The organism is Thermodesulforhabdaceae bacterium (assembly GCA_037482015.1).
In the GTDB taxonomy this organism is placed as follows: Bacteria; Desulfobacterota; Syntrophobacteria; order Syntrophobacterales; family Thermodesulforhabdaceae; genus JAOACS01.
This window is the reverse complement of sequence record JBBFKT010000001.1, coordinates 52,461-76,186: the sequence shown is the minus strand read 5'-3', so window position 1 is coordinate 76,186 and position 23,726 is coordinate 52,461. Positions and strand designations below refer to the sequence as shown.

Annotated in this window: 15 protein-coding genes and 1 CRISPR repeat array (1 of these 16 only partly in view); of the genes, 6 read left to right on the top strand and 9 right to left on the bottom strand. The window is 41.8% G+C overall.

Going from position 1 to position 23,726, the window contains the following annotated elements; genetic code table 11:
* Positions 1-2,134: a CRISPR direct-repeat array (repeat unit 30 nt; unit sequence GCTCAAATCGAACCATTGTGGGATTGAAAC); it reaches 4,836 nt to the left of the window's first position.
* Positions 2,135-2,397: 263 nt separating this feature from the next.
* The 6 genes from WHS38_00330 (at position 2,398) to WHS38_00305 (ending at position 8,981) form a co-directional block, all read left to right on the top strand.
* The gene (locus tag WHS38_00330; GenBank protein MEJ5299418.1) at positions 2,398-2,835 is read left to right on the top strand and encodes a hypothetical protein; all 438 of its coding nucleotides are present in this window, start codon (positions 2,398-2,400) and stop codon (positions 2,833-2,835) included.
* A gap of 489 nt (positions 2,836-3,324) precedes the next feature.
* Positions 3,325-3,807: a transposase gene (locus WHS38_00325; protein ID MEJ5299417.1), complete on the top strand. Its 483-nt coding sequence runs from the start codon at positions 3,325-3,327 to the stop codon at positions 3,805-3,807.
* Between the two features lie 104 nt (positions 3,808-3,911).
* Entirely contained in the window at positions 3,912-4,331 is a 420-nt protein-coding gene (locus WHS38_00320; protein ID MEJ5299416.1) for a hypothetical protein, read from the top strand.
* Between the two features lie 14 nt (positions 4,332-4,345).
* Entirely contained in the window at positions 4,346-6,268 is a 1,923-nt protein-coding gene (locus WHS38_00315; GenBank protein ID MEJ5299415.1) for a C1 family peptidase, read from the top strand.
* 39 nt (positions 6,269-6,307) lie between these two features.
* Positions 6,308-6,799 (top strand): hypothetical protein, encoded by a 492-nt coding sequence (locus WHS38_00310; protein ID MEJ5299414.1) that lies wholly within the window; start codon positions 6,308-6,310, stop codon positions 6,797-6,799.
* Between the two features lie 61 nt (positions 6,800-6,860).
* Positions 6,861-8,981 carry a C10 family peptidase gene (locus tag WHS38_00305; GenBank protein ID MEJ5299413.1) on the top strand — a complete coding sequence of 707 codons (2,121 nt, stop codon included), beginning with the start codon at positions 6,861-6,863 and terminating at the stop codon, positions 8,979-8,981.
* 438 nt (positions 8,982-9,419) lie between these two features.
* Here WHS38_00305 and WHS38_00300 read toward each other — a convergent pair whose 3' ends face one another.
* From WHS38_00300 to WHS38_00260, 9 genes are all read right to left on the bottom strand, one after another.
* Positions 9,420-11,969, bottom strand: coding sequence for a hypothetical protein (locus tag WHS38_00300; protein ID MEJ5299412.1), 2,550 nt, complete (start codon positions 11,967-11,969; stop codon positions 9,420-9,422).
* A complete protein-coding gene (locus WHS38_00295; protein ID MEJ5299411.1) occupies positions 11,962-12,372 on the bottom strand; it encodes a GtrA family protein in 411 nt (136 codons plus the stop codon). The genes WHS38_00300 and WHS38_00295 overlap by 8 nt, the downstream gene beginning before the upstream one ends.
* Before the next feature lie 2 nt (positions 12,373-12,374).
* Positions 12,375-13,076: a class I SAM-dependent methyltransferase gene (locus WHS38_00290; protein MEJ5299410.1), complete on the bottom strand. Its 702-nt coding sequence runs from the start codon at positions 13,074-13,076 to the stop codon at positions 12,375-12,377.
* On the bottom strand, positions 13,063-14,052 hold the full coding sequence (locus WHS38_00285) for a glycosyltransferase family 2 protein (GenBank protein MEJ5299409.1): 990 nt from the start codon (positions 14,050-14,052) through the stop codon (positions 13,063-13,065). Before WHS38_00285 ends, WHS38_00290 begins: the two co-directional genes overlap by 14 nt.
* The gene (locus WHS38_00280; protein ID MEJ5299408.1) at positions 14,045-15,724 is read right to left on the bottom strand and encodes a Wzt carbohydrate-binding domain-containing protein; all 1,680 of its coding nucleotides are present in this window, start codon (positions 15,722-15,724) and stop codon (positions 14,045-14,047) included. The genes WHS38_00285 and WHS38_00280 overlap by 8 nt, the downstream gene beginning before the upstream one ends.
* A 22-nt stretch (positions 15,725-15,746) precedes the next feature.
* Positions 15,747-19,886, bottom strand: coding sequence for a glycosyltransferase (locus WHS38_00275; GenBank protein ID MEJ5299407.1), 4,140 nt, complete (start codon positions 19,884-19,886; stop codon positions 15,747-15,749).
* Positions 19,887-19,960: 74 nt separating this feature from the next.
* On the bottom strand, positions 19,961-21,625 hold the full coding sequence (locus WHS38_00270; protein MEJ5299406.1) for a methyltransferase domain-containing protein: 1,665 nt from the start codon (positions 21,623-21,625) through the stop codon (positions 19,961-19,963).
* Positions 21,622-22,884, bottom strand: a complete 1,263-nt coding sequence (locus WHS38_00265) for an ABC transporter ATP-binding protein (protein ID MEJ5299405.1) — start codon at positions 22,882-22,884, stop codon at positions 21,622-21,624. Before WHS38_00265 ends, WHS38_00270 begins: the two co-directional genes overlap by 4 nt.
* A complete protein-coding gene (locus tag WHS38_00260) occupies positions 22,884-23,684 on the bottom strand; it encodes an ABC transporter permease (protein MEJ5299404.1) in 801 nt (266 codons plus the stop codon). The genes WHS38_00265 and WHS38_00260 overlap by 1 nt, the downstream gene beginning before the upstream one ends.
* Between the last annotated feature and the right edge of the window lie 42 nt (positions 23,685-23,726).

Here is a 23,726-nt window from a genome sequence, read left to right as displayed (position 1 = left end):
CGAACCATTGTGGGATTGAAACCAACATTGCTTTTCTACGCTCAGACTCTCTCTTCAGGCTCAAATCGAACCATTGTGGGATTGAAACTACTTCTTTAACAACTCATTAAATACTACCAACACGCTCAAATCGAACCATTGTGGGATTGAAACTGATGTTATCTTCGCAATATAATATAAAACAACAAAGCTCAAATCGAACCATTGTGGGATTGAAACTGATTCAAAAAACTCTTTCATTTTTCTGTCCTTCGGCTCAAATCGAACCATTGTGGGATTGAAACGGCTAAGGATTCCTATTATACTGGGCAGGGACTCAGGGCTCAAATCGAACCATTGTGGGATTGAAACGACAATCAGTATTAAGATAGTCTGATAGAGGTTGGAGCTCAAATCGAACCATTGTGGGATTGAAACTGGAAAGACCTTAGAATAACTGGAGGATATGCTAGCGCTCAAATCGAACCATTGTGGGATTGAAACTAGGTATCAATGAGAATGATAGTGACACCTTCTTTGAGCTCAAATCGAACCATTGTGGGATTGAAACACGGGTGGGAAGGACACGCCCGCTCGAGCTGTTGCGGCTCAAATCGAACCATTGTGGGATTGAAACCTTGTATTGTCCAGATCTAAGAGCGAGCTGGATCAGCTCAAATCGAACCATTGTGGGATTGAAACGTGCTCTAACGTGTTGTTTTGCTCCTGGGTCGAAAAGCTCAAATCGAACCATTGTGGGATTGAAACGTCTTCGTCTTCGTTATACCAACGGCATCGGCAATAGCTCAAATCGAACCATTGTGGGATTGAAACAGAGGACAAAGCAATGGTTCCCATAGAACTTGAGAAGCTCAAATCGAACCATTGTGGGATTGAAACTCAGAAATTCTTCTTGGGAATCTCCCAAGAAGATACGCTCAAATCGAACCATTGTGGGATTGAAACGAAGACATTCCCACTTGGCTAACCGCAATCAATCTGGCTCAAATCGAACCATTGTGGGATTGAAACATTGCAAACATGATGGCTCACTTGAAGCTGGATTCGGCTCAAATCGAACCATTGTGGGATTGAAACTAGAACATCCCCGGGATCGCAATCCCTGAGCCCAGGCTCAAATCGAACCATTGTGGGATTGAAACTGATATCACGGCGGCCATATCTCTTACACCACCGTGCTCAAATCGAACCATTGTGGGATTGAAACTCCATCAGTGGCGCTGAGGAGGCGGCGTCAGGACTCGCTCAAATCGAACCATTGTGGGATTGAAACCGCCGAAGGAGCTCGTCAACCGAGGTCGGAGGGTATTCGCTCAAATCGAACCATTGTGGGATTGAAACAGTGTTATACACATAGTGGACGGTAAGAGACTGTATGGCTCAAATCGAACCATTGTGGGATTGAAACAGAAGATACAATTGAAGTGGATGTGTAAACCGCAAGTGCTCAAATCGAACCATTGTGGGATTGAAACGCTGATTTTCTTTATCTGCTTCAAGGCGTTAATCAGCTCAAATCGAACCATTGTGGGATTGAAACGCTTGTATTGACTAATGAGCACAGAAAGATCATCGTGCTCAAATCGAACCATTGTGGGATTGAAACAACATTTAAGCTGAAAGACAGAAAGCCCGAAACCGGCTCAAATCGAACCATTGTGGGATTGAAACTTTGTTATTTCAGAAAATATTGTTTTTACTACTCAGCTCAAATCGAACCATTGTGGGATTGAAACATCTCTATTCTGACCCAGCAGACCAAGATCTTTACAGCTCAAATCGAACCATTGTGGGATTGAAACGAAGTAATAAACCAAACGAACTTAGGGAAACTCTTGGGCTCAAATCGAACCATTGTGGGATTGAAACAGAGTCAAAATAAGGGCTACGGACTAAAGGAGTAGGGCTCAAATCGAACCATTGTGGGATTGAAACTCGAATGTATGCTCTTCTGGTGGATCTTTTTCACTTGCTCAAATCGAACCATTGTGGGATTGAAACTTTTTTGCCTTTCGTGATAGAAAAGTTGGCTCTCGGGCTCAAATTGAACCATTGTGGGATTGAAACTGTAATCTAAGGCATATTTCTCCCCAACGGCTGGATAGCTCAAATTGAACCACTGTGAGATCGAAACAAATACTGAGAGTGATTTAAAAAGATTTGAGGGAAACACTAGTTTTATAAGATCCATCCACCACAACTTTTTGTCATATACCAGCCCATCCAAGTTTTTTATCAACTTAGAACAAAAATGGAGTTTTTAGCCTATAAAATTGCTTCTTGAACAATTAGGTCTTATGCATCAGATTGAAAACGAAAGCGAAAAAAACTTTGGCTCATGTACAAACCTGGTGCAATAGAGTATACTATACTGGACTTTTTTCTTGGAGTTTATGTATGGAGTTCCCGATAGTTGACCTTTTAGATGATGAACTCAGTGAACAGTGGCTGATGAAATACTTCCATCCCAATGGGTTGAAGTGCCCAGGCTGTGGACGTGGAATAGAAGCCGCTCGCATCTTCCGGCGCACTCGTCGGAGTAACTTGACCGTTTATCGATGTCGTCACTGTCACCGAATTTACAACGTGTATAGCGGGACGCTCTTTCAGGGAAAACAACTCAGCCCGTCTCAGGTTATTCTCCTTTTAAGAGGAGTGTGCAAGGGGGAATCTTCAGCGGTTCTGGCCGGGGAATTGGGGCTAAGCCGAACCACCGTCCATACCCTTCGGCAAAGGATTCAACGAAACGCCCAGAAGATCCAGCCAGAGATCCCTTTGGGAGATCAGCAGACGGAAACCGATGAACTGTTTCAGAATGCGGGGGAAAAAAGGTGAGAAACACGCCGATCCGGCTGATCCACCTCGGCGGCGGGGAAACAAGCGGCGGGGGCACGGGACATACGATAAGGATCGTCCGCCGATTGTGGGGACAGTTGGCCGGGAGAGTGGGCAGGTACGGCTGCGGGTCGTTCATCGGACCACGCGGGAGATACTGGAAGACCATGTCTACCGATTTACCTGCGCTCAGGCGGTGGTATTCACCGATGAATGGCAGGGGTATGATCACATCGTTCGGGTTCACAAAACGGTATACCATGGCAAGCGAGAGTGGGCACGGGATGATGACGGTGATGGGAAGCGAGAGGTACATGTGAATACCTGTGAGGGGTTATGGACAACGGTACGCAATTTTCTGCGTCCTTTCCGTGGCGTGCACAAAAAGTACCTGGCCGGTTATGTGGCGATGTGTGAGTTCCGGATCAACTTGAAACGAATCTCCCCTGCTTTTATCTCTCAGTTGGTTAGGTTGCACTACTTTTGAACATGAGCCAAAGAGTTATTGCTACAGTTGAGACGGGAAGTGCCTATGCCAGTGAAGTAAAACTTCTTATGAGGGCTCTGGATCAAATTGATTGGTTAAACCTGGAAAATCAATGTCTTATAGCGGATAAATGTTATGACAGTATTAGTTTGATGGAAATATTTGAGAAAGCTAGGCTAAAACATGTCATAAGGGTAAAGGAAACCCCAAGACAGAAAGTAGGGCATCCTCTCAGGAAAGCCTCTAAGGCTCTTTGGAAAGAATATGAAGATCAAAGATACCTTATCGAAAGCCTATTCGGGACAATAAAACAAAAAATAGATCCTAATTTCAGGGTAAAAGTAGATGATATAACTCAAAACAAAGCCCTGGCTGTCTTCGTGCTTTATAACATGTACCTCCTGGTTACACTCTTCCTTATTTTGTTACTGTTTCAAAGGGTTAATTTTGTGATGAAACACTCAAAAGGTCAAAATCGAGGCTGATATCCTATCCGTGAGGGGATTTTTAGAACACCCTAAAATATTTCTTGACTAAGGATATAAAGAATGTTCCAGTTTACAATAAACGTCACACTCTAGGATCTTTTATGAAAGTAAGTGTAGCATTATTAGTAGCTTATATCGTTGTGTTATGGGGATGTTTTTCTTCCCCTGAGGGAAAGGAGGTGAAAAATGTAGGGGGAGCCTGTAATTATAAAAGCTACCCCGGTGTGGCAAAAGTTGTTTCCGTAAAAAAGGTGGGACCAGGTCGTATTGAAAGCGAAGACGAATTTGAGGTTAAATTTGTATTTCATTCTAATTTAGAGATCAAGGAACCCTTTGCCCTAAATATGATTAAGGGTGATCTACCTCTCCTTTTAGAAGACGGATCTTTACCCAAAAAATGGTTTCTTGAAAAGTATCGTATCAGAGAAGGAAGTGCTATTAATTGTGAATTAATGGTAATAGAATTAGGTTCCTGTACCCCTGTTTTTTTTGTATTCCCCTGGTCAAAAAACAATCTTTAAAAAAGGAGAAGCCAATGAAGAAAATGAAGGGTTCCTTGGGTCTTTTGTTATTTTTGCTTGTTACTCTGCTGGCCATTCAAGTTTTCGCCTCTGAAGAAGCCACTTCAAGTATCAATTTTGATGTCCTTGATCAGTCAATCATGAGACCCGACGAGGCAACGAGGCGATCTTGGTATGATGACTATCTTCGAGCCCCTAAGGCTCCAATAGATGATACTATCAATGCCTTGCTCGAAGCCAAAGAATATGGTGAGACCGCCCAAATACCAAAGCCTTTACTTCTTGACTACATAGTCTATACCCCTTCGGAAAGAAACCAGGGATCTTGCGGCAATTGCTGGGTATGGACAGGAACCGGTATTATGGAAATTGCCCACAGCTTGAACAACCTCGTAAGAGACCGTCTATCAATCCAGTGGTTTAATTCTTGCTTCAGCTCTTCTTATGCCTGTTGTGGAGGTAATTTAAATACTTTTGCTAACTACTATAGCACATCTTCCAATCCACGTCCCTGGTCTAATACCAATGGACAGTTTGCCGATGGCTCCAGAACTTGTAACAATGGTTCAAGTAATGTTGCATGCTCTTCTATTGGTGCAAATCCCTTTTATGGAATACCCGGTGGAGGTGTTACAGCTCAAACAATTACTACAACAGGTGTATCCCAGACCACGGCTATCAACAATATAAAAAATGTGCTCATGCAATATAAGGGTGTATGGTTTGCTTTCTGGCTTGCAAATAATACTGATTGGAACGCTTTTTATACCTATTGGAGCCAGAATGAATCCACCCTCTGGAATCCCGATCCCTATTGTGGCCACACCTGGGTAGATAATGAAGGGGGAGGACATGCTGTTCTGATTGTAGGATACAATGACGATGATGCAGATCCCAACAACCATTACTGGATTGTATTGAACAGCTGGGGAACTTCTGGTGGAAACAGACCTAACGGTTTGTTCCGCATGAAGATGTACATGAATTATGGGTGCACAATTCAAGAAGGGGGAAGCTCGTGGTATTCTAGACAATTTATGACTTTAAATACTACTTATAACAATTACAATCGTCTGTACATGGCCGTCAAAGGTTCAACATCAAACAATATCTTTGTAAGGAGCAAAACCTCCAGTGGCTGGGGTTCATGGCAGACCATTGATGGAGCAACCACCCATGCTCCCGCTTTGGTTCCCTTTAATAGCCGACTCTACATGGCTGTGAGGGGTACTAATGGCAACACTTTCGTTCGTTCAAAAGATTACCTGGTACCAGGGACCTGGTCTTCCTGGACAAACATTGGAGGGGTCACTCCATCAGCACCGGCTATGGTTGTTTATCGCAACAAACTCTATGTGTTCGTAAAAGGCAACTCCAGTTACGCACCAATCTATTATAGAAGTATGACCACCTCAGGCACCTGGTCTTCCTGGGCTACAGTCCCCGGTTCCAATACTTTAGATTCCCCTGCTGCCATTGTTTATGACGACAGGCTCTGGGTGTTTGATCTGGGAAGTGATCATAAGATTTATTTTAAGCAAATGGATAGCTCGGGCGCCTGGGGAGGGTGGTATTATTTTACCCAGATGCAAACTACGCACATTCCCTCCGCAACAGTCTTTCAAAATCAGTTATGGGTATTTGCAAAAGGGGACACGACAACTCCACTTTCCAGCAACATTTCTTATATAACCTTTAATGGAACTTCCTGGTCTAGCTGGACAAAAATAAGTGGTGCCACATCTTCCACCCCTATGGTAACAGCAGGTCCAACAGCTAACATTCTTTCTCTTAGTGTGAAAGGATCCGGATCTTCCACTGCTATTTACTACAGATATTATGACAGCATTGAACAAAATTGGTCTAACTGGACAACCCTGTCAGGAGCTACTTCGGCATCGCCTGCTATTAGCACCTATTATTTTGGTGGACCTTAGAGCGATTAAAAACATTGCTATTCTCTTGAAGGATAAGGAATGGCAGTTGTTAGTGAGTTTGCAATTACGATATTCCTGGTTGTATTAGTTGGAGCTTGCGCATTCCAGCCAGGTGGAGTCGAAGCGGAAAACCAAGAAGCTTACATGACTATACAGGAAGTGCACTCTCTATGTGAAAAGTTAGGAAAATGCGGAAACATTCTTTGCTGTGAAGGAAAAACAGTTAAGTTAAAAGGCTACCTCGATCCTGTTAACATCTGGTACAGAGAAAAACACCCCTGGCTGGACTACGAAAAATTTATTATTACGGGGAAACCAGATCCCTATCATGATCCATCTGACTCTATAGAAATCTATGTTTCCGGAAATAACACGATTCCTTTTTTTCGAAAACTTCAGAAAATATCCTCTCGGAAGCTGATTTATGTGGAAGGCACCATCGAGGGAGTCAATGCCTATACAAACAAAGGGCCTTTGAGACTGCTTCGCATTAGGGCACATCCGGAGCACATAATGCTTCCGGATCAATAAAAGGCACAAGAATAGCAGGAATAGTGTCTGATTTAAGCAACGTAAAGGAGGATAGAAAAAAATGCAAGAAAAAGGGTTTTTGAAAAATTTGCTTAGATCTCTGGTGCTGTCTATTTTTCTATTAATTCCTTCCTATGTTTGGAGCGAGATTGTAAGCTTTTCAGATGCTCAAATTGTTGCTGAAAAATGGTTACATCAAATCGTTACGACTTACGGCGATTGGGGAGGTAGCAAAACTCCTTCCATCAAGGACAGCGCCGAAATTAGGGGAAAAGACGGAGAACTTCTTGGCTATAAATTTTCAATTCATCCAGCTGGTCACATAGTGGTTCCTCGAATTACCCAGCTTGCAGCGGTAAAGTCTTACTCCACCACTGAAGACTTTGATGTGAATGATCCAAGGAAAGAGAGCTATTCGGCCTTAATCAAGGATACCCTGGGTGCCACTATAGATGCCTTAAAGGACCGTTATGGTTCCCTAGAGGCAATACCGGAACAGGATCTCGGTGTTTTATCAAGGCATCCTTCATGGAAAAAGTTGCTGGAGGATTACTCCTCAAGTGATTCAATGGAAATGGCTCCTGACTGGGGACCTCTTCTTTCATCCACATGGCATCAAGGAACTCCTTTTAACGATAACTGTCCTATTGGGGACACATCATGTACAAATCCTAGCTGTTCTCCCCCCAGGACGGTAGTTGGTTGTGTAGCTACAGCGGCTTCTCAAATTGCCTATTACTGGAAGTATCCATATAGCGGCACCGGAAGCAAATCCTACACCTGGGATGGTGATGACTCCTGCGGACATACGCCAGGCCCTCAGACTTTAAGTGCTACCTATAGTGATTCTTACGATTGGGATAACATGCTGGATTCCTATAGCGGATCCTATAATTCTACCCAGGCGGCGGCAGTAGCGGAACTCTGCTATGAAATGGGTGTAGCTTTTTCAATGGACTATGGTGTTTGTGCATCTGGTGCTTATACGGGTGATGCTCAAACGGTATTTCCGACCTATTTCAAATACGCCAATGTTATTCAAAAGAAAGACAGAAGTAGCTATGCCTCTTCCACTGCCTGGTTTAACGAGGTTATAAAACCACAATTTGACAGTTACCTGCCACGCCCCATTCAGTATAGAATACAGAACCACTCAATTGTATGCGATGGGGCAAGGGACGGAACCACCCAGTATATGCACGTGAATTACGGATGGGGTGGATCATACGATGCCTGGTATGCTGTTGACAACCTCTACTGTCCCTGGTCAGGGTGCTCCCCCAATGTTGAATATGCGATGGTAAATATTCAACCGTTAAACAGGTTATACACATATGTCGTTGGAGGCGATAAAAAAATATACTTTAAATACATGACTTATTCCGGCACTCTTGAATCATCGTGGGAAACAATCCCAAATGGGGCGACCGATGCAACTCCTGGCGTAGCAGTCTTTCGAAACAGGCAATATGTTGTGGTTAAAGGAAATGGAAGCGAATCGTTATGGATGGCTTCAAGAGACGGAAAAGGATGGGAAAGCACGAGCTGGACATCTATTTCTGGAGGAACATCTGCGGCACCATCTCTTGCAAGCTTCAATAACCGTCTTTATCTAGCCGTAAAAGGTGGAGGATCAAGTACTGGCATATATTACAGAAATAGGTCAGCTTCTGGCACTTGGTCTTCCTGGTCAACTTTGTCGGGGGCTACTAATCACTCGCCGGCCCTGGTGAGTTTTAACAATAAACTTTACATATTCGTAAGGGGTACCGGTGGTGGCATTTATTACAGGAGTATGGATGCATCAGGAACCTGGGGAAGCTGGAAAACAATTCCAGGATCAACCAGTCATGAACCGGCAGTAGCGGTTTATAACAACAAGTTATATGTAGCTGTGAAAGGATCGGGCAGTAGCACTGCTATTTACTATGGCTATTTAAATACAAGCGAAGCCTGGAGCGGCTGGAGTACTTTAAGTGGCGCAACTGATAAAGCTCCAAGACTTACAGTGATGCCCCAGACCAATAAAATGTACATAACTGTAAAAGGAACAAGTGGTGATGTTTATCTCAGGTCTTACAACGGTACATCCTGGTCTTCCTGGCAAAATCTTGTTGGATCAACTCAGCTCAGTCCTATCAGCGGAGTCCATTATTACTATAATCCTTCGGAAACACCATAATCATGGCCACTGAAAAAGCTCTCTGTTAATGAAAGCAATGAAAGCGGCAGGAAAACATCTTAAACTTTCCTGCCGCTTATAAAATGAAGAGAATCAGGAGTTGTACCTTTTAGTGTTGAATTTTTGGGATATAAAAAGAGAATTCTTCAATTTTCTGACTCTACGTTTGAACCCAAAACCAGAATAACAAAGTGTAGAACTTGCTTATAAACAAACCTTGCACTGATAGAAAACGACTCTTTATGATAAATTTAATAACGGGAATTTCACGACAAAAAACAAGCTCTATAGCTACATCCAGGGATATTTCTGGCATTTGCGGGTCAGGTCTATTTGGGCAAAGAAAATTTTCGGGTGTTTTCGGCTAATTTATTTCCTGGGCAGGGTCAACAGACATAAAGCCTATATATCCGCCGTTCCACTAAGCAACAAAAAGAACTACTTTACATCACCAGCGTCAGGACTGATTTCCAACCTAACCATTCCTATGCCGAGTTCCCTCCTATCAGTGTTTATTCCAAGCGACTTCGGCGTAGCCGCATCCGGCACTTTAATTAGCAAAATGTTCTCTTGCTGAATCAAATTTGAGACATCCAGGGTTAGCTGTTTATTCCCTGAGTCCGTGTATTTTTCCTCTTTCAAAAGATTTCCGTTTAGATAAAACTGAATTCTCTGGAAATGGTTTGGTGTGGTAAGCGTATGGAAATGTAGTTTTAGATAAAGCGGCCTGGGCACTTCCTTTAGCCTGAAGGAAAGCAATGCTTCTTTAGCACAACTCCATGTGCCCCAGTTTTCCGGATTACAAAAGCCGCTATTTATGAATCTACCAGCATTGCCACCTGCTCTAAAATCAATTGTATACGGTATCTGTGAGATTGCATTATCCGGTTTTGGCGCTCTAAATATCATAAGAAGCTGACCATTGGTTTCTTTAGTGTCTGGAGTGTAAGTTTTGGGATAGGGGAAAAATATTTGCAAGGATTGAGATTTGTATTTATCAATTATGGGTTTTAACATGTCTACATCGCCAACTATACCCACTCCGAAGCACTCTCCTTTTCGATCAGGACAACCCCATTTTCCAATCCAGCCGCCATTCTGAGTCCAGTTAACGGCTTTCCCTGTTTGATAGCCAAAAGACTTATCAAGATAACTGTGTTCTTCAAGGTATTGAGGAATAAGGCTGGATAAACTCCCCCCGTCCAGGAGAAATTTTTGGGAGGAAGTAAAAAGGTTTTCAAAAATATCGACATAATAATTCGCAATTTTTTCATGATACTTTGGTAAAGTTTTACTAAGCAATTGTTCTTTGTCTACTTTGTATAAAATAACACCACCAGTATGAATGGGCTCAATATCTAAGGATTTTAGTAAGGCGTCCAAGATCTTGTTGTGGTAACTATCTGGTAACAGAATAGCCCTTACGTCGCATTTTATAAGGTAGTGAATGAAAGAGTAAATTAAAGGATCATTTATATGGGTAGGTTTTCCGTAAATAAGCTTATATAGCGTTATAGCAACATTTTTATCTTCTTTAAGACTCGATGGGATAGGACCTGCAAACCCTTGAGAGACATTAAAATAAAAATCTGTTCTTTGCTGCCAGAGTGGTCCTTGAAAACCGCCCATAACATATGTAGGAAATATAATTACATTTTCTCCCGATTTTATGTAGTCTTTGTATTGACCTGAGATTAAGAATGCAGGATATGTTATCTTATGACCTCTATACACATTCAAATTTGGAATTAGAAAAATAATGGCTAATATAGCTACGAAATATTTTAACTTTATGCTGATATTCGTTTTTTCCAACCATATCGCGGCCATGATAGCCGTAATCATTGAAGTATAAAGAGTAAAGCGAGTTGGTAAGGCTTGATGGATTAACGGTAATTTAGTAAATAAATACCATGGCATTGGTATTATTGGGTAATTTAATATCCTTAGGTATGGACCAAAACTAAAAATTAAAATCACACAAAACATAATCGAAAGAAATATATAAAACTTATTTTTGGTCGAAAATGACTTTGCAAAAAAACTAACAACGATAAATATTAAGGGCAAACCAAGGTATGCTCCTTCTTCACTAAAATTGCCAGTAAATTTTACACTTATAAATTTAAATAAATCGCCAAATAACATAGTTATAGGTGTGGGGATCAGATAGTTCAAGGGATCTGCTGAAAAAGCATGTGGACTGTTTAGTTGTTCTTTTACATATTCATAAAAGACAAAATATAGATAAGGGCTTAATAAAATAATACTAATTAAAATAATCAAGACAGATTCTAAAAAAATCTTAAAAATTAGTTTCCTACAATTCTCATCATTAATAAAAATTAAAAACGAAACAAACAAAGCGAAAAATCCAAACAATACAAAGGTAGCATATATCTCATTGGATATACCAAATTGAAATGCAAGCAATAAGGCTGAGAGAATAACATACCTTTTAGACCCAATTGATCTCTTCAACCTCAAGACTGTCAGGTAAAGGAAAAACGGTATTGCAAATATAACATAAAGGTTTAGATGCCCTAAAAGTTGACCCCATACATAAGAAGAAAAGAAAAATATCAAACCACCTATAAAAGAATTTATTTTCTTTAAATCAAGTTGTTTGTTGATTAAATAAATGCCATATGGAGCAAGGGCAAGAGATATTATAGTTATAAAGTGATATGAAAAAATAGGGCCAAATAAATTAGTAATAGGCCACAACATTATAGTTATACTAGGACAAGATGTAGTCCATGCCAGATTTTGACCAAATGGAGCCCAAAAAGCCTTTGTTAGGAAGGGATTTAGTCCATGAGATAGAGCATAGGGCCACCATTTAAAACTCCAAAGATAAAACGCAGGATCCATAGCTATATGAAGACTATTTATAAAATCAAACTTCAATGGTGCTCCCCAAAAAACCATAGTTAAAATAAAATATATTAATAAAGCGTAATAATTCTTCTCCTTCGAACTAAACATCTTTCCTCCTAAACGCAAAATACTCTGCCAGAAAGAACCCACTTAATGTATATACAGTTCCACTTATGACTTGAGAGATATACATGTTAATGTAAAGTGTTCTCACACATAAAATTAAAGTTAAAAGATTTAATCCATATGATATTAAAAGTGAAAACAAAAACTTGGGAAATTCCTTTTTTGGGTGAGCCTTGCTTTTAAATGTATAAACCTTGTTCAAAATGTAAGATACCGTTATGCCTACAGCATATCCTATAATATTACTTGTTTCAGGAGATACACCAATATACATCAACAAGAATATTATACTATAACCAATAAGTGTAATTAAAAAACCAACAATAAGATACTTATAAAAATTCTCGAATCTTTTTAATTGATTAAACAAAGCTTGATATGACATTTTTATTGTTCGCTCTTTTTAAAAACAACATAATACTGCCCACCTAGTGGAATCCAATGTATAAACTTCTCAATAAAACTCACTTTTTTTAATCTGGGAGGGAAAAATAATGTATATCCAGCTTTTAAGAAATAAAATCCCAGGATCTCAAAAAGATTTATCAATTCACCTTTCGATAACAGAATAGCATCATCATCAAATTCGCATGTATTTACCATATGCCTTGTAATAGGATTATATGGATTATGTTCAAAGACCATCACAATCCCGTGTCTTTGCGTAATATGTTTAATAACGCTCGTGACATAATTTCTCATAGCAGGAGGGATATGATGATATACACCTGCTACAAATACAAGATCAAAATAATTATTATAATATTTTAACAATTCATCTTCGCTCCACAAAAATATCGCTTTATCATTTCGAGATTTTGCTATTTCTAAACTATTTCTTGATATGTCAAATCCAAATATATTTGATTCTGGAAACATCATATTAAAATATTGCAAGTTTCTACCGGTGCCACAACCATATTCCAGTATATTTAACCTCAAATTCTTTCCAAAATATTTCTCCGATATTTGATGAACCAACTTAATTTTATATTCGCTATAATAAGAAATATCACCAAACGTTGAATGCTGCTTTTGCAGCAGGTCATCGTAATTGATGGCGAAATCATCAAATTTAGTCTTTTGCATTCCATGTTACCTCTTCTATAAAATACAATGGTCTATTTTTTACCTCATAGTACATCTTTCCTATATATTCTCCAACAACCCCCAAAGCAAGAAGTTGCACTCCACCTATAAAGTATATAGGCAAAACTGTTGATGCCCACCCAGGTAGTGCTTCATCAGTAAATAACTTTACCACCAAAACCCAAATTTCCATAAATATGCTAACAATAAATATAAAAAAGCCAATGATAGAAATAACCCTAAGAGGCAATATGCTAAACGACGTAATACCATCCCATGCAAGACTAAACATTTTCCTAAGTGTGTACTTCGATTTCCCTCCAAGTCTTTCATTTATTTTATAATAAACAGAAGTTGACTTTAAACCAACTAGAGGAACCAGTCCTCTAATAAAAACATTTCTTTCTTTAAATTCTAGCAAATATCGTGTGGCTTTACTAGATAGCAACCTGAAATCTGCGTGATTAAAAACCAAATTTACTCCAAACAAATTCATTATGCGATAATAAAATTCTGCAGTAAATCTCTTAAAAAAACTATCCGCCCTGCGTTCCCATTTTACACCATAGACCACATCATAGCCTTCAATATATTTTTCTACCATCTGTTTGATAGCATCGACATCATCCTGCAAATCAGCATCAATCGTAACCAAGCAATCACATCTATCTTTTGCATATTGCATTCCAGCAATTAAGGCTATTTGATGCCCTCTATTTCTTGATAACTTTATTCCTTTCACCACAGGAAACTTTTTTGAATGATTTACTATAATGTTCCAGGTTTGATCTCTACTACCATCATCCACAAAAAGCATATAGCTTTCTTCAGAAATTTTACGGCTCGAAACAAGATCACTTAAAACACTTCTTAAAGTAGCTATAGTTTTATCTAGAACTTCTTCTTCATTGTAACAGGGCACCACTATAGCCAGTTTGGGATTTTCCCTGTTAATCTCGCAATATTTACTACTCATAGCTAACAACCTCAACCATCACCTTTTCTGTATCAAAGCCCCTTTCTTCAAACCAGCAGACCATTTCCTGCACCATGGTAAGCTCCAAAACATATTCCCCTGCTTCTTTGGGGACTTCCGCCATCACTGTAGCTCCAACAATATCACCAGGGCGGATCTCCTTACAAGGCAAAGGTGTTCTATATCCGTCAAAGATAACCATTTCGGTATTTTTTCTTAATACATGGTAACTTAAATAAACCGGCCTGTTGCCTTCCGTAATCCATGTCTGATTACTTTTATTCATCACTTCTACAACAAAAGCAAGCTGTTCCCCACACCTTGCTTGTATCCTGCTATCACCACTTATCAACCTGATAAAGCCTTTAGCATCAGCTATCGGTGGGGTATCCAAACCAAGTCTTTGAACAGCTTCAAAAGATGTATTTTCGCTTTCGATCTTACCTTGAAGGCTCAGCATACCTGTATACACCGAAGGCATAAGCCTCACTAATCCCTCAAAAGGCACATCTAAAAAACCGGCGACCCCAAAACAGGCCACCTTTTCACGCCATAGATAGCAATTTTCCAGGTGAGTAAGACCGGAATGGGCACTGATGTTCACAAAATATTGCCCTATTCCCAGATTCACGGTAAATACAAAGTCCACATGATACTTACCGCCAGCGCTGACTCGAAGCTTTCTTCCCATAAGTCTGGTATTTGTGCCAAAAATATGGAGCCCTGAGTCATGATGGATGCTGTAACCGATAGTTAAGTCATCTATATCTTTTAATGCCCGAAAGGCTATACGCAAACTTGCTCTTTCCCCGGGTAGAAAAGAAAGGTCATTTCTGAATTGACCCGTAACAGTAACACTTATAAGCTCAAGTGATCCATCTTCCACGACTTGGGTCACCGCGGTCTTATCCTTTTTTGCATCATCAGGCGAGGACTTCTTATCTACTTCACCTGACAACTCAAATCTCTTAGTCTTTGTCTCAAACAAAAAATTTGCATACTCCCAGAGTTCCATATCCACAGAGGTAAGTTCATCAATGCGCCGTTGAATGTCTCCAGGTAGCTCATCAAATCTCTTACGACTGGATGTGACATTATACCGCTTCAAAAAAGCCTCTCTAGGAAGATTAAAGATCCTCTTGAGCTCATCAACAAACTCAGCAAAACGCTCTGTGGTGCCCACAAGGTGATACTGCTCAAGCCCTTGTTTGGCTAAATGCAATAATTCCGATGAAGAAAGCTTAGCAGGGGTAGGATGAAAAAATGATGCGAAATGAACAGCCTGATAATTGTAAATTCGGGACGCGAACTCACCATCATAAAGCGCATCCTCCAGAGACATCATCTTAATCCTTCGCTCAAAGTCAGAACAACCAGTTGGTGGCACATCATTTAAGATATAAAAATACTCTGATAAAGTCCTTTCTCTTGGGTTGCGCAGGATCGTAGCCCAAACCCAGCCATCCGGTAAAGAATCACCTGGAACAAAACCAAAATGGCCGGCGATTACACTCAGATCCCCATACATAGCAAGGACCGAGTTTAATTTTTGTCCTCTTATGGTAGATGTTACTTCACTTTCCCCAAATGCTTCAACAAAGAATTGTTGCAGGCTTGTCCCTGCCGCCTTGGGTATATGGTCAAAAAACAATTTTCGCTTATTATTGGACATGGTCACCCACTCTTCCTTCATTTCAAACGATTATCAACTTTTTTAAGGCAATACCAAGCACTCTTTTATCCCCATTATCAGGCATTCTTGCATCGGGTAGTTCAAACAAAAGTTCGTTTTCTATTCCAGAACATAATATATCAGGTGAAAATCTTGCTTCAAACCAAAGATCTATTCCATTGAACTCTGAATCCAGTATAACTTCTTTATTAAGACCCAACTTAATCCTCTGAAGCCCCAGTGTATTAAAATTACAGCGAACAATTCCCTCAAAAGAATATGAACCGGGAATAAAGTATATCGAGCATTGTTTTCCCAAGGACCATCTGAAATCAGGCTCAGGTGTGCTCCAGGACGAAAAACGCAGTTTGTTAGATTTGAAATTCAATTCCTGCCCTGGTCCGATGAATGGATCAGGCTGAACCAGCTTATACGGCGCGGTTTTTCCAAGCAATATATTCATTAGATTACTGGCACTCTCCTTCCAGGTAAGCCAGGGCATATTGTCTGATTTCGGATGTTTATCTTCTTTATATAGATCAAGCCAAAATTTTACGGCATCAGCAATCACCTCAGGGTCTTTACTGTTTTCAAAATAATAGGCATGCTCACCTGCCACCTCTCTAAACACCGGTATATCTCTTGCAATTATAGGCAATTTGTGCTGTGCCGCCTCAATTAGCGGCAAACCAAACCCTTCGCCATAGGAAGCAGCAATCAGGCAGGTGCTGGCAGAATAGACCTTCTCCAGGTATTCATCGCTTATGCCTTCCAGCCAGAAAAGTCGTTTGCCTCGCTCAGAATGGGTGCGAAGCTTGTTGACGGTCTCCGGTATGTCGCGCCGCATATGATCAGGCAAAGGCTTCCATCCCTCATTACCCACAATCACCAGGTTAACATCAACATTCTCATCCCAGAGTTGGTCAAATGCCGCTAAAGTCTGCAGGTAGCCCTTACGGGGTTCAACAGTTCCCACCATCAAAAAGCTCGGGCGACTGCGAATTTTTTCAAGAACTTGCTCAGCATCCAGCGGCATACCGGTGGTGGGTACAGAGCCCTGAAAGTCTGCGCCATGGTATGAACAATAGATAAATAGAGGCCGGTATCGCTTTGGTCCATAAGAGGTCACCCAGCTAGCCATTTCATCGGCTACAGCTCTAGATATACAAACCACAATGTCAAACTCACTAATCGTCTCCAGCCAGCGTCTATGAGCAATGCCAGATCCTTCTGGAAAAACCCAAGGCATAGTTACCGGAAGCAAATCATGAACAATAAAACTAATTAGTACACCCCTATTATGCCATTCTCGCAAAAACTTTTGTTGCGCTGGAACAACATGGGCATGAAAATCCAACCCTATGAACACATCTCCCTCCCAGACATCCACCGGAGTATCCTCAGCCCAGCCTTCTGGAATTCCCAAGAACCGACTTGTCCAGCGGCGAGCACATCGATAGCCTTGCGATTCTATCGTGGCATACACCGGCTCTACCTGAAACCCTTCAGGTGGGTTATTTAGCCACTCATGTAAAATGGCGCGCGTCACACGTTCAATACCTGTTTTAAGATCAGTCTGAACCAGTGCGGATACGTCTACCAGCAATTGCCGCCGCGGCACAGGTGGAAAGTTGCTTGCCAGGCTTGTAGCAACACATACCAAATCATTCTCAGAAATATGCTGTTTTGCCAAGTGGTTGACCAGCCCTGTCAACCCAACCTGAGCTCGCTGATAAAATCCTTCTATGGCTTCATAATACTGTTCTGAACATCGGCGAGGCGAATGACGTGTGCGAATAACCTCCTGTGCCTTCATTCCCAAAGCATGGCGTTTATCGGCATCCCGGGCTAGTGTGGTAAGTGCCTCAATCAGATCATCGTCTGAAAACTCATCAGGAAGCATCCAAACCGCCTCTCGGTCTAGTTCAGCCAGGCTTCCATGGGCATTTACGACTGTTGCCAACCTATAATTCATGCAGTCTAGAACCGTACCGGAGGTCTCGCCCCGGGACAGGGCACGCAACTGCACGCCGATGTCAGCAGCAGCAAGATAAAGACGATAGATCTCATGCTCTGCCCAGCCGGTAATACGGATTCGATCAGAAGCACTGCTTGCGGCAATTTTGCGGAGAAGTTGTTGTCCATAGTCACCACCGTGGTTTTCCCCTACAAATACAAGGTGAACTTTGGGATCTTTAGCAAGTTCTGAAGACAACCAGGCATCAAGCAAACGATGGTTAAGCTTGGTGGGTCCCAACATCCCAAAAGAACAGATGAGCAGATCATCAGAACCAAATCCCAATGCTCGACGTGCTATGTCACGGTCTATATTCTCCACCGGGGTGCGTAGGAGGGGAATCACCACCCAATCTTTTACACCTTCATCGCCATACCACCTTCTTGCAAGAGTTCGAGAAAATTCACTGTGAACGATAATACCCAAAGCAGCTTGCAAAACTGGTAAGTTAGCAGGATAGCGCCACACAACTTCGGCTTTGTCATTTACTTTGTAGCGTTCACACACCGCTTTATAGCCATGACTGGCATACAAGGCTTTTGCCCAGGCATGAGGTGACCAGCCGTGAACATCTCTATGTGCCTGAATACCGGAAAGAAAAAAGTCATGCAACACTACTACACCGGGGATCTCTTCCAGCAAATCAAACATGTGGCTATGAAAAACGGAATTTCCAAAATGGTAAAGCACTCGATCATACGAATGGGCAACTTTCCGAAATTCTTCCACGGAAAGTATAGAGCAGTTGGCACGAATATAGTCATCTTGAACCTCACGTTGAGCAACGACCACGTCAATTTCATAAAAGCGAGAAATTTCGGGTATAAGTTCTGCGCTGTAATCTGCAATGCCAGATCGTTCAGGCGGTAGAGGTGAAACATATGCTAGCCGAGGCCGTGGTTTAGAAACATTGATAATTCTGGTTTTCCGGAGCAAAAGTGATTCCCACGCTTCCCATGCTCGTTTCGCGCAGGTATCCCAACTAAATTTTTTCGCCTGCTCCAGAGCATGGCGTTCGAGTTCTTTGCGAAAGTCTTCGTCGGCCAGCACTTGCTCGATTTTACTAGCAATTGATTTCACATCGAAAGGATCGAAAAGAGCATCCTCACGACCAACCACTTCGGGAAGGCTCGAAGTATTACTTGCAATTACTGCTTTGCCACACTCCATGGCTTTAAGTACTAATAGGTCAAAACCCTCATGCCATGAGGGGAACACAAATGCTTTGCACAGATTTAGAAGCAGAAGAAGTTGCTCATCAGGTAACCAACTTAGAATGACTATGTCACTCTGCCGCAAACCAAGCTTTTGGGCATATTTTTCAAAACGCGCCTTATGCTCCGGGGTCACTCCAACTAATGTCAATTGGTGCTGGTTACGGACATACTCCGGAAGTCGCGCCCAAGCCTCGATAAGACGAAGGTGATTTTTTCGCTCATCAAAGGCGCTCAAATACATCAAAAATGGTTTTGGAAGACCAAGTCTGTCCCGAAGTGACTTTTCATCAGATGGCTTAATCTCGATTAGACGAAAATTCCCCCCGCTCGCTTCACCCACATGCACTACACGTGCAGGATCGAAATCTAAATACTTAATAGCTTCACGACAGGAAGATTCAGAGACACCCAAAAGCAGATCAGCTTTCTTTAGATGGCTAATCTTGCGAAGATAATACTCTCGATAAGCAGGATTTGGATTGAGATAATGATCTGGATTTAGCAAAGGAATCAAGTCATGGAGCGTCACACTTACAGGTGTAATGGGGTCAAATGTCTTTATACTTGTTACCGCATCATCCACATACCCTTCAAAGAGACTGGAGATGTGAATCACATCGGGTTGAAAACTTGCTATAAAGGCCTCTCGAATTTTTTCTACCATTTCACGGCGGGTGTGATTTCCAGGTTCCCGCTCTCGCACGGGGCCAGGTGCCTGCCATACACGGATATTTTCCTGAGGTAACAGGCCATCAAAGGCGGCACGAACAGGCTCAATGGTGTCCGAAAACAAACCATTAAGGGCAAGGATTACTTCATGTTCACCCCGATGGCGAACAACTGCCTTAGCAAAAGACAAGGTATAGCGCCCGATACCTCTAAAACGACTCTCTGATTGCGCTCCTTGCATGTCAATAACGATTCGCATATAAAAATCCCTGCCTTAATGTCTTATCTTTTATGTATTGACTTAAGTAAAGCCAACCAAAGTTTATCAAAAAACTAACTAACTTTACTCTGATAATACTCAACAGCCCTTTTCAGCCTTTTATAAATCTGCAAAGCTCTGGGACTAAGCTTATGCACAGGATCCGATTCAGTATTTGATGGTAAGCAAGATACAGAATTCATGGTTGTCTGAATGGTTTCATCTGCAAAAATTCCTCTACTAACAGCAAAATTGTAAAGCCCCCAATAAATCCGCGGAAAGCGGATCTGTTGCCTATGGAGAAATTCTCTTAGCCCTGGGCGACGCAAAACAAACTTAATCGCTCTGGCAAGAATCCATTTGGGCGGATAAGTAACAATCTGCCATATTTTGAAAACACTGTAGAAGAAGGCTTTTTTTATTGCTCTTAAAACATCAAGTCCAAGTCTAAGAGGGTAAGTGATTCGCCAGGACCAGCTATCATAAATGGCATTAACAGTGTGTTCTAAAGCGGCATATTTTGATTCCAGTTCATGTCTTCTTGATTTCTCAAAGCCAAGCTCTTCTTCCACCTTCCGTACCCTCGCCCGCTCCTCTTCAACTTCTTTCCTTGCTTCATCAAGAAACCTCTGTAACTCAGAAGATGCTCTTCGTTCACGCTCCAATTCTTCTTCCAGATTCTTCTTAACCTCACTCAAAACCCCGACTTGGTAAAACAGTTCTTCGATTCTTCTCTCTGATTCTTTCCACCTCTCTTCCAGCTCCCGTACCCTCGCCCGCTCATCTTCAACTTCTTTCCTTGCTTCATCAAAAAACCTTTTCAACTCAGATGATGTTTCTCGCTCACGCTCCAATTTCTCTTCCACATTCTTCTTAGCTTCACTCAAAATACCTAACTTATAAGAAAGTTCTTCGTTCCTTTTAACCGTTTCTTGCCATTTTTCCTTCAAATCATGCAGAATTTCATAGATTTTAGTATCCACCTGCTCCAATCTATTATCGAAGCGATCAACCAACGTATCCAATGACAATCCGTATTCCCTGTTAAAGGCATCATCAAAAAGCCGAAGTATCTCTGGATCTGCCGACTTCTGAGCAACAACAGAATAATCGGGGCTTACGCTAGACAAAACATTTGCAAGGTCTGGCGCTAAATTCTGAGCCACATCTTTTGCTTCCTGAAGACGCAAAACCTTTACTCGAGCAAATCCGTAGTATTCACACACAAAAGAAAGCAGCTTTGAAGGTATGGGTCGCTGATGGGTTGGGTCTAGATAGAAATTGCGAGTAGCAACCACGATATTTTCAGGGTTGGGAGTTTCTAAAATCAAAAGCCCCCCCGGTTTTAAAACCCGCAGCGACTCTTCCACAATAACCTGAACTCTTTCAAAAGGAATATGCTCTACAAGATGAAATGCTGTTACAGCCACCTGGCTTTCAGATTCAAGAGTTTTAAGATATTCAACAGCATCATAATGGATGGCAGGAAGATTTCTTTCATAACAAGCCTCAAGCATTCCAGGATCTATATCAACTCCAACAGGACTAAAACCGTTTTCCTTCATTAACTCCAGCCACTCACCGCGGCCGCATCCCAAATCGCAGGTTGCCAGTTCATCGTATATGTCTTTAAGAGGCACTATAAAGGGCAAATACTGCCTCAGACGATCTTTGATAAGCTCTCTCGATCCTCGATGACGATCCTCAAAGGCTTTGTAAAAATTGCTATTAATAGTCATAGTTTCCTAACGGCTCCAGATTGATCATATACTGCGTTAACTGGCTCATGCCATTCAGGAATTGCCTCCAGTTTACAACTCCCTATAAATCGAGGCCCACTGTCAGGCACCACCTGGAATACCAATGCTCTATCCCACCAATCATAGTTACCCGCCACATGAGAGGCACTCTTATGAAGAGCTACTGTAAGGCTGTAGCTTCCAGCACCAAGGTCAAGATGAGGGAAATAAAAATCAACCTGCAGCGTTTTGCCGGGTTCTACATTTTTCAAACTCAAGTCATAATGCCAGGTGTTTGTCCCGAAAATATCGTTTCCCAGGCGATCACGTATCAGAATTCCCACAGTAAGTTCATCAACAAACTCATGTGACATACACTGAACACGGATTACCACCGGTTCTCCACTCATTACCGCTCGCACCGGCGAACCATTCTGGAGCATTTCAACGGAAGAAATAGAGACTTTATTATTACCTGAACGGGTTGATTTCTTGCCCGTTTCCATTTCTACTTGCATTATCTTACGATGCTCTTCATGTTTGGCAATAAGAGCATTGTAGTAATCAAGTGTAGCATCCGGAAGGTCATCTTTAATTACTACGCCGCTATCAAGAAGTATCGCACGGTTGCAGAGAGTTTTTACAGCTCCAGGGCTGTGCGATACAAAAAGAAGAGTTGTTCCAGCATCTCTAAACTGCCGAATGCGATCAAAGCTTTTGTGCTGAAAGTAGGCATCCCCGACGCTAAGCGCTTCATCCACAATCAAAATATCCGGTCTTACTGCCGTTGCTACAGAAAAAGCAAGCCGCACTTGCATGCCGCTGGAATAAACACGCACAGGCTGGTCAAAGTAATCGCCAATTTCGGCGAAGTCTTCTATTTCTTCTATCTTGGCATCCAGCTCTTTTTTGGTAAGACCTCGAAGTTGACCGGACATATAAACATTTTCTCGACCCGTAAAATCAGGATGAAAACCCGTGCCGAGCTCTAAAAGAGCCGAAACTCGCCCTCCAACTTCAACAAAACCCGTGGTTGGCTTTACCACTCCCGCGATAATCTTGAGAAGGGTGGACTTTCCCGCCCCGTTTACGCCGATAATACCAACGGCTTCGCCGGGTTCTACGTCAAAACTAACATTTCGAAGCACCCATCTGAGTTCGTGGTGCACTCCCAGCCTGAGCCATTCCAACAGTCTGCCATACTTTGATCTGTAGCGCTTGTAAGCTTTTCCTAAATTTCTAACCCTGATATATCCCATCACAGTTCATCCACAATTTCGCCCTGAAGCCTCCAGAAAGAAAACATTCCGAGAAAAACCATAACCACAGAAAGAACACAAGGATAAATAAGCGTCTCCCATTGAGGATAAGCGCCTTCAACGAAAATCCTGTGCATGGCATCAATTACAGGCCATACGGGATTTATCGCAAGAAGATGCTTTGCTACATTGGGAAGGCTTTTGTCAAAGTAAACTATCGGTGTTAACCAGAACCAGAACTGAAGAACAATCCTCATGGTCTGTTCCACATCACGGTAGAAAACGTTTATAACCCCCAGAAAGATTCCAAACCCGATAGTAAAAGCTATCAAAACCGCAAGAGGCGGGAAAATTCCTATCACTACTACACCGGGGAATTCTCCGGTGGCGAGTAGAAAAACGAGGAATATAGTCATGATAATGGCGAAATCGAGAAGGCTCGTAAAGATAACAACCAGAGGAAGACACAATTTAGGAAAATGGATCTTCTTAAGAAGATGGGCATTGTGGACAAAGATACCAATTGAGCGGCTGAGAAGTTCAGAAAAAAGACTCCATGTAAGAAGTCCCGAACATAAATAGACGCTGTAAGCAAATTTAGAAGATTTGCCAGGAAGAGACGGCTTCATGAGTTCAGCAAAGACAAGCGTATAAATCAAAATCATGGCAAGAGGGTGAAGCACAAGCCATACGATGCCGAAGCGAGCGTTCACAAACCGGGAGTAAAATTCTCGCTTAACACTGGAGAACACAAAGCCCCTAAATGCCCACACATCCTTTAACATACCGATGGATATCATTCTCACTCCGCCCCGTTCTCTGATTTTTCAGTAAATTGCCAT

Bases quoted from the DNA above. Each gene is read 5' to 3' on its own strand.
- WHS38_00330 (MEJ5299418.1), top strand. From the start codon at position 2,398: ATGGAGTTCCCGATAGTTGACCTTTTAGATGATGAACTCAGTGAACAG.
- WHS38_00325 (MEJ5299417.1), top strand. From the start codon at position 3,325: ATGAGCCAAAGAGTTATTGCTACAGTTGAGACGGGAAGTGCCTATGCC.
- WHS38_00320 (MEJ5299416.1), top strand. From the start codon at position 3,912: ATGAAAGTAAGTGTAGCATTATTAGTAGCTTATATCGTTGTGTTATGG.
- WHS38_00315 (MEJ5299415.1), top strand. From the start codon at position 4,346: ATGAAGAAAATGAAGGGTTCCTTGGGTCTTTTGTTATTTTTGCTTGTT.
- WHS38_00310 (MEJ5299414.1), top strand. From the start codon at position 6,308: ATGGCAGTTGTTAGTGAGTTTGCAATTACGATATTCCTGGTTGTATTA.
- WHS38_00305 (MEJ5299413.1), top strand. From the start codon at position 6,861: ATGCAAGAAAAAGGGTTTTTGAAAAATTTGCTTAGATCTCTGGTGCTG.
- WHS38_00300 (MEJ5299412.1), bottom strand. From the start codon at position 11,969: ATGTTTAGTTCGAAGGAGAAGAATTATTACGCTTTATTAATATATTTT.
- WHS38_00295 (MEJ5299411.1), bottom strand. From the start codon at position 12,372: ATGTCATATCAAGCTTTGTTTAATCAATTAAAAAGATTCGAGAATTTT.
- WHS38_00290 (MEJ5299410.1), bottom strand. From the start codon at position 13,076: ATGCAAAAGACTAAATTTGATGATTTCGCCATCAATTACGATGACCTG.
- WHS38_00285 (MEJ5299409.1), bottom strand. From the start codon at position 14,052: ATGAGTAGTAAATATTGCGAGATTAACAGGGAAAATCCCAAACTGGCT.
- WHS38_00280 (MEJ5299408.1), bottom strand. From the start codon at position 15,724: ATGTCCAATAATAAGCGAAAATTGTTTTTTGACCATATACCCAAGGCG.
- WHS38_00275 (MEJ5299407.1), bottom strand. From the start codon at position 19,886: ATGCGAATCGTTATTGACATGCAAGGAGCGCAATCAGAGAGTCGTTTT.
- WHS38_00270 (MEJ5299406.1), bottom strand. From the start codon at position 21,625: ATGACTATTAATAGCAATTTTTACAAAGCCTTTGAGGATCGTCATCGA.
- WHS38_00265 (MEJ5299405.1), bottom strand. From the start codon at position 22,884: ATGGGATATATCAGGGTTAGAAATTTAGGAAAAGCTTACAAGCGCTAC.
- WHS38_00260 (MEJ5299404.1), bottom strand. From the start codon at position 23,684: ATGATATCCATCGGTATGTTAAAGGATGTGTGGGCATTTAGGGGCTTT.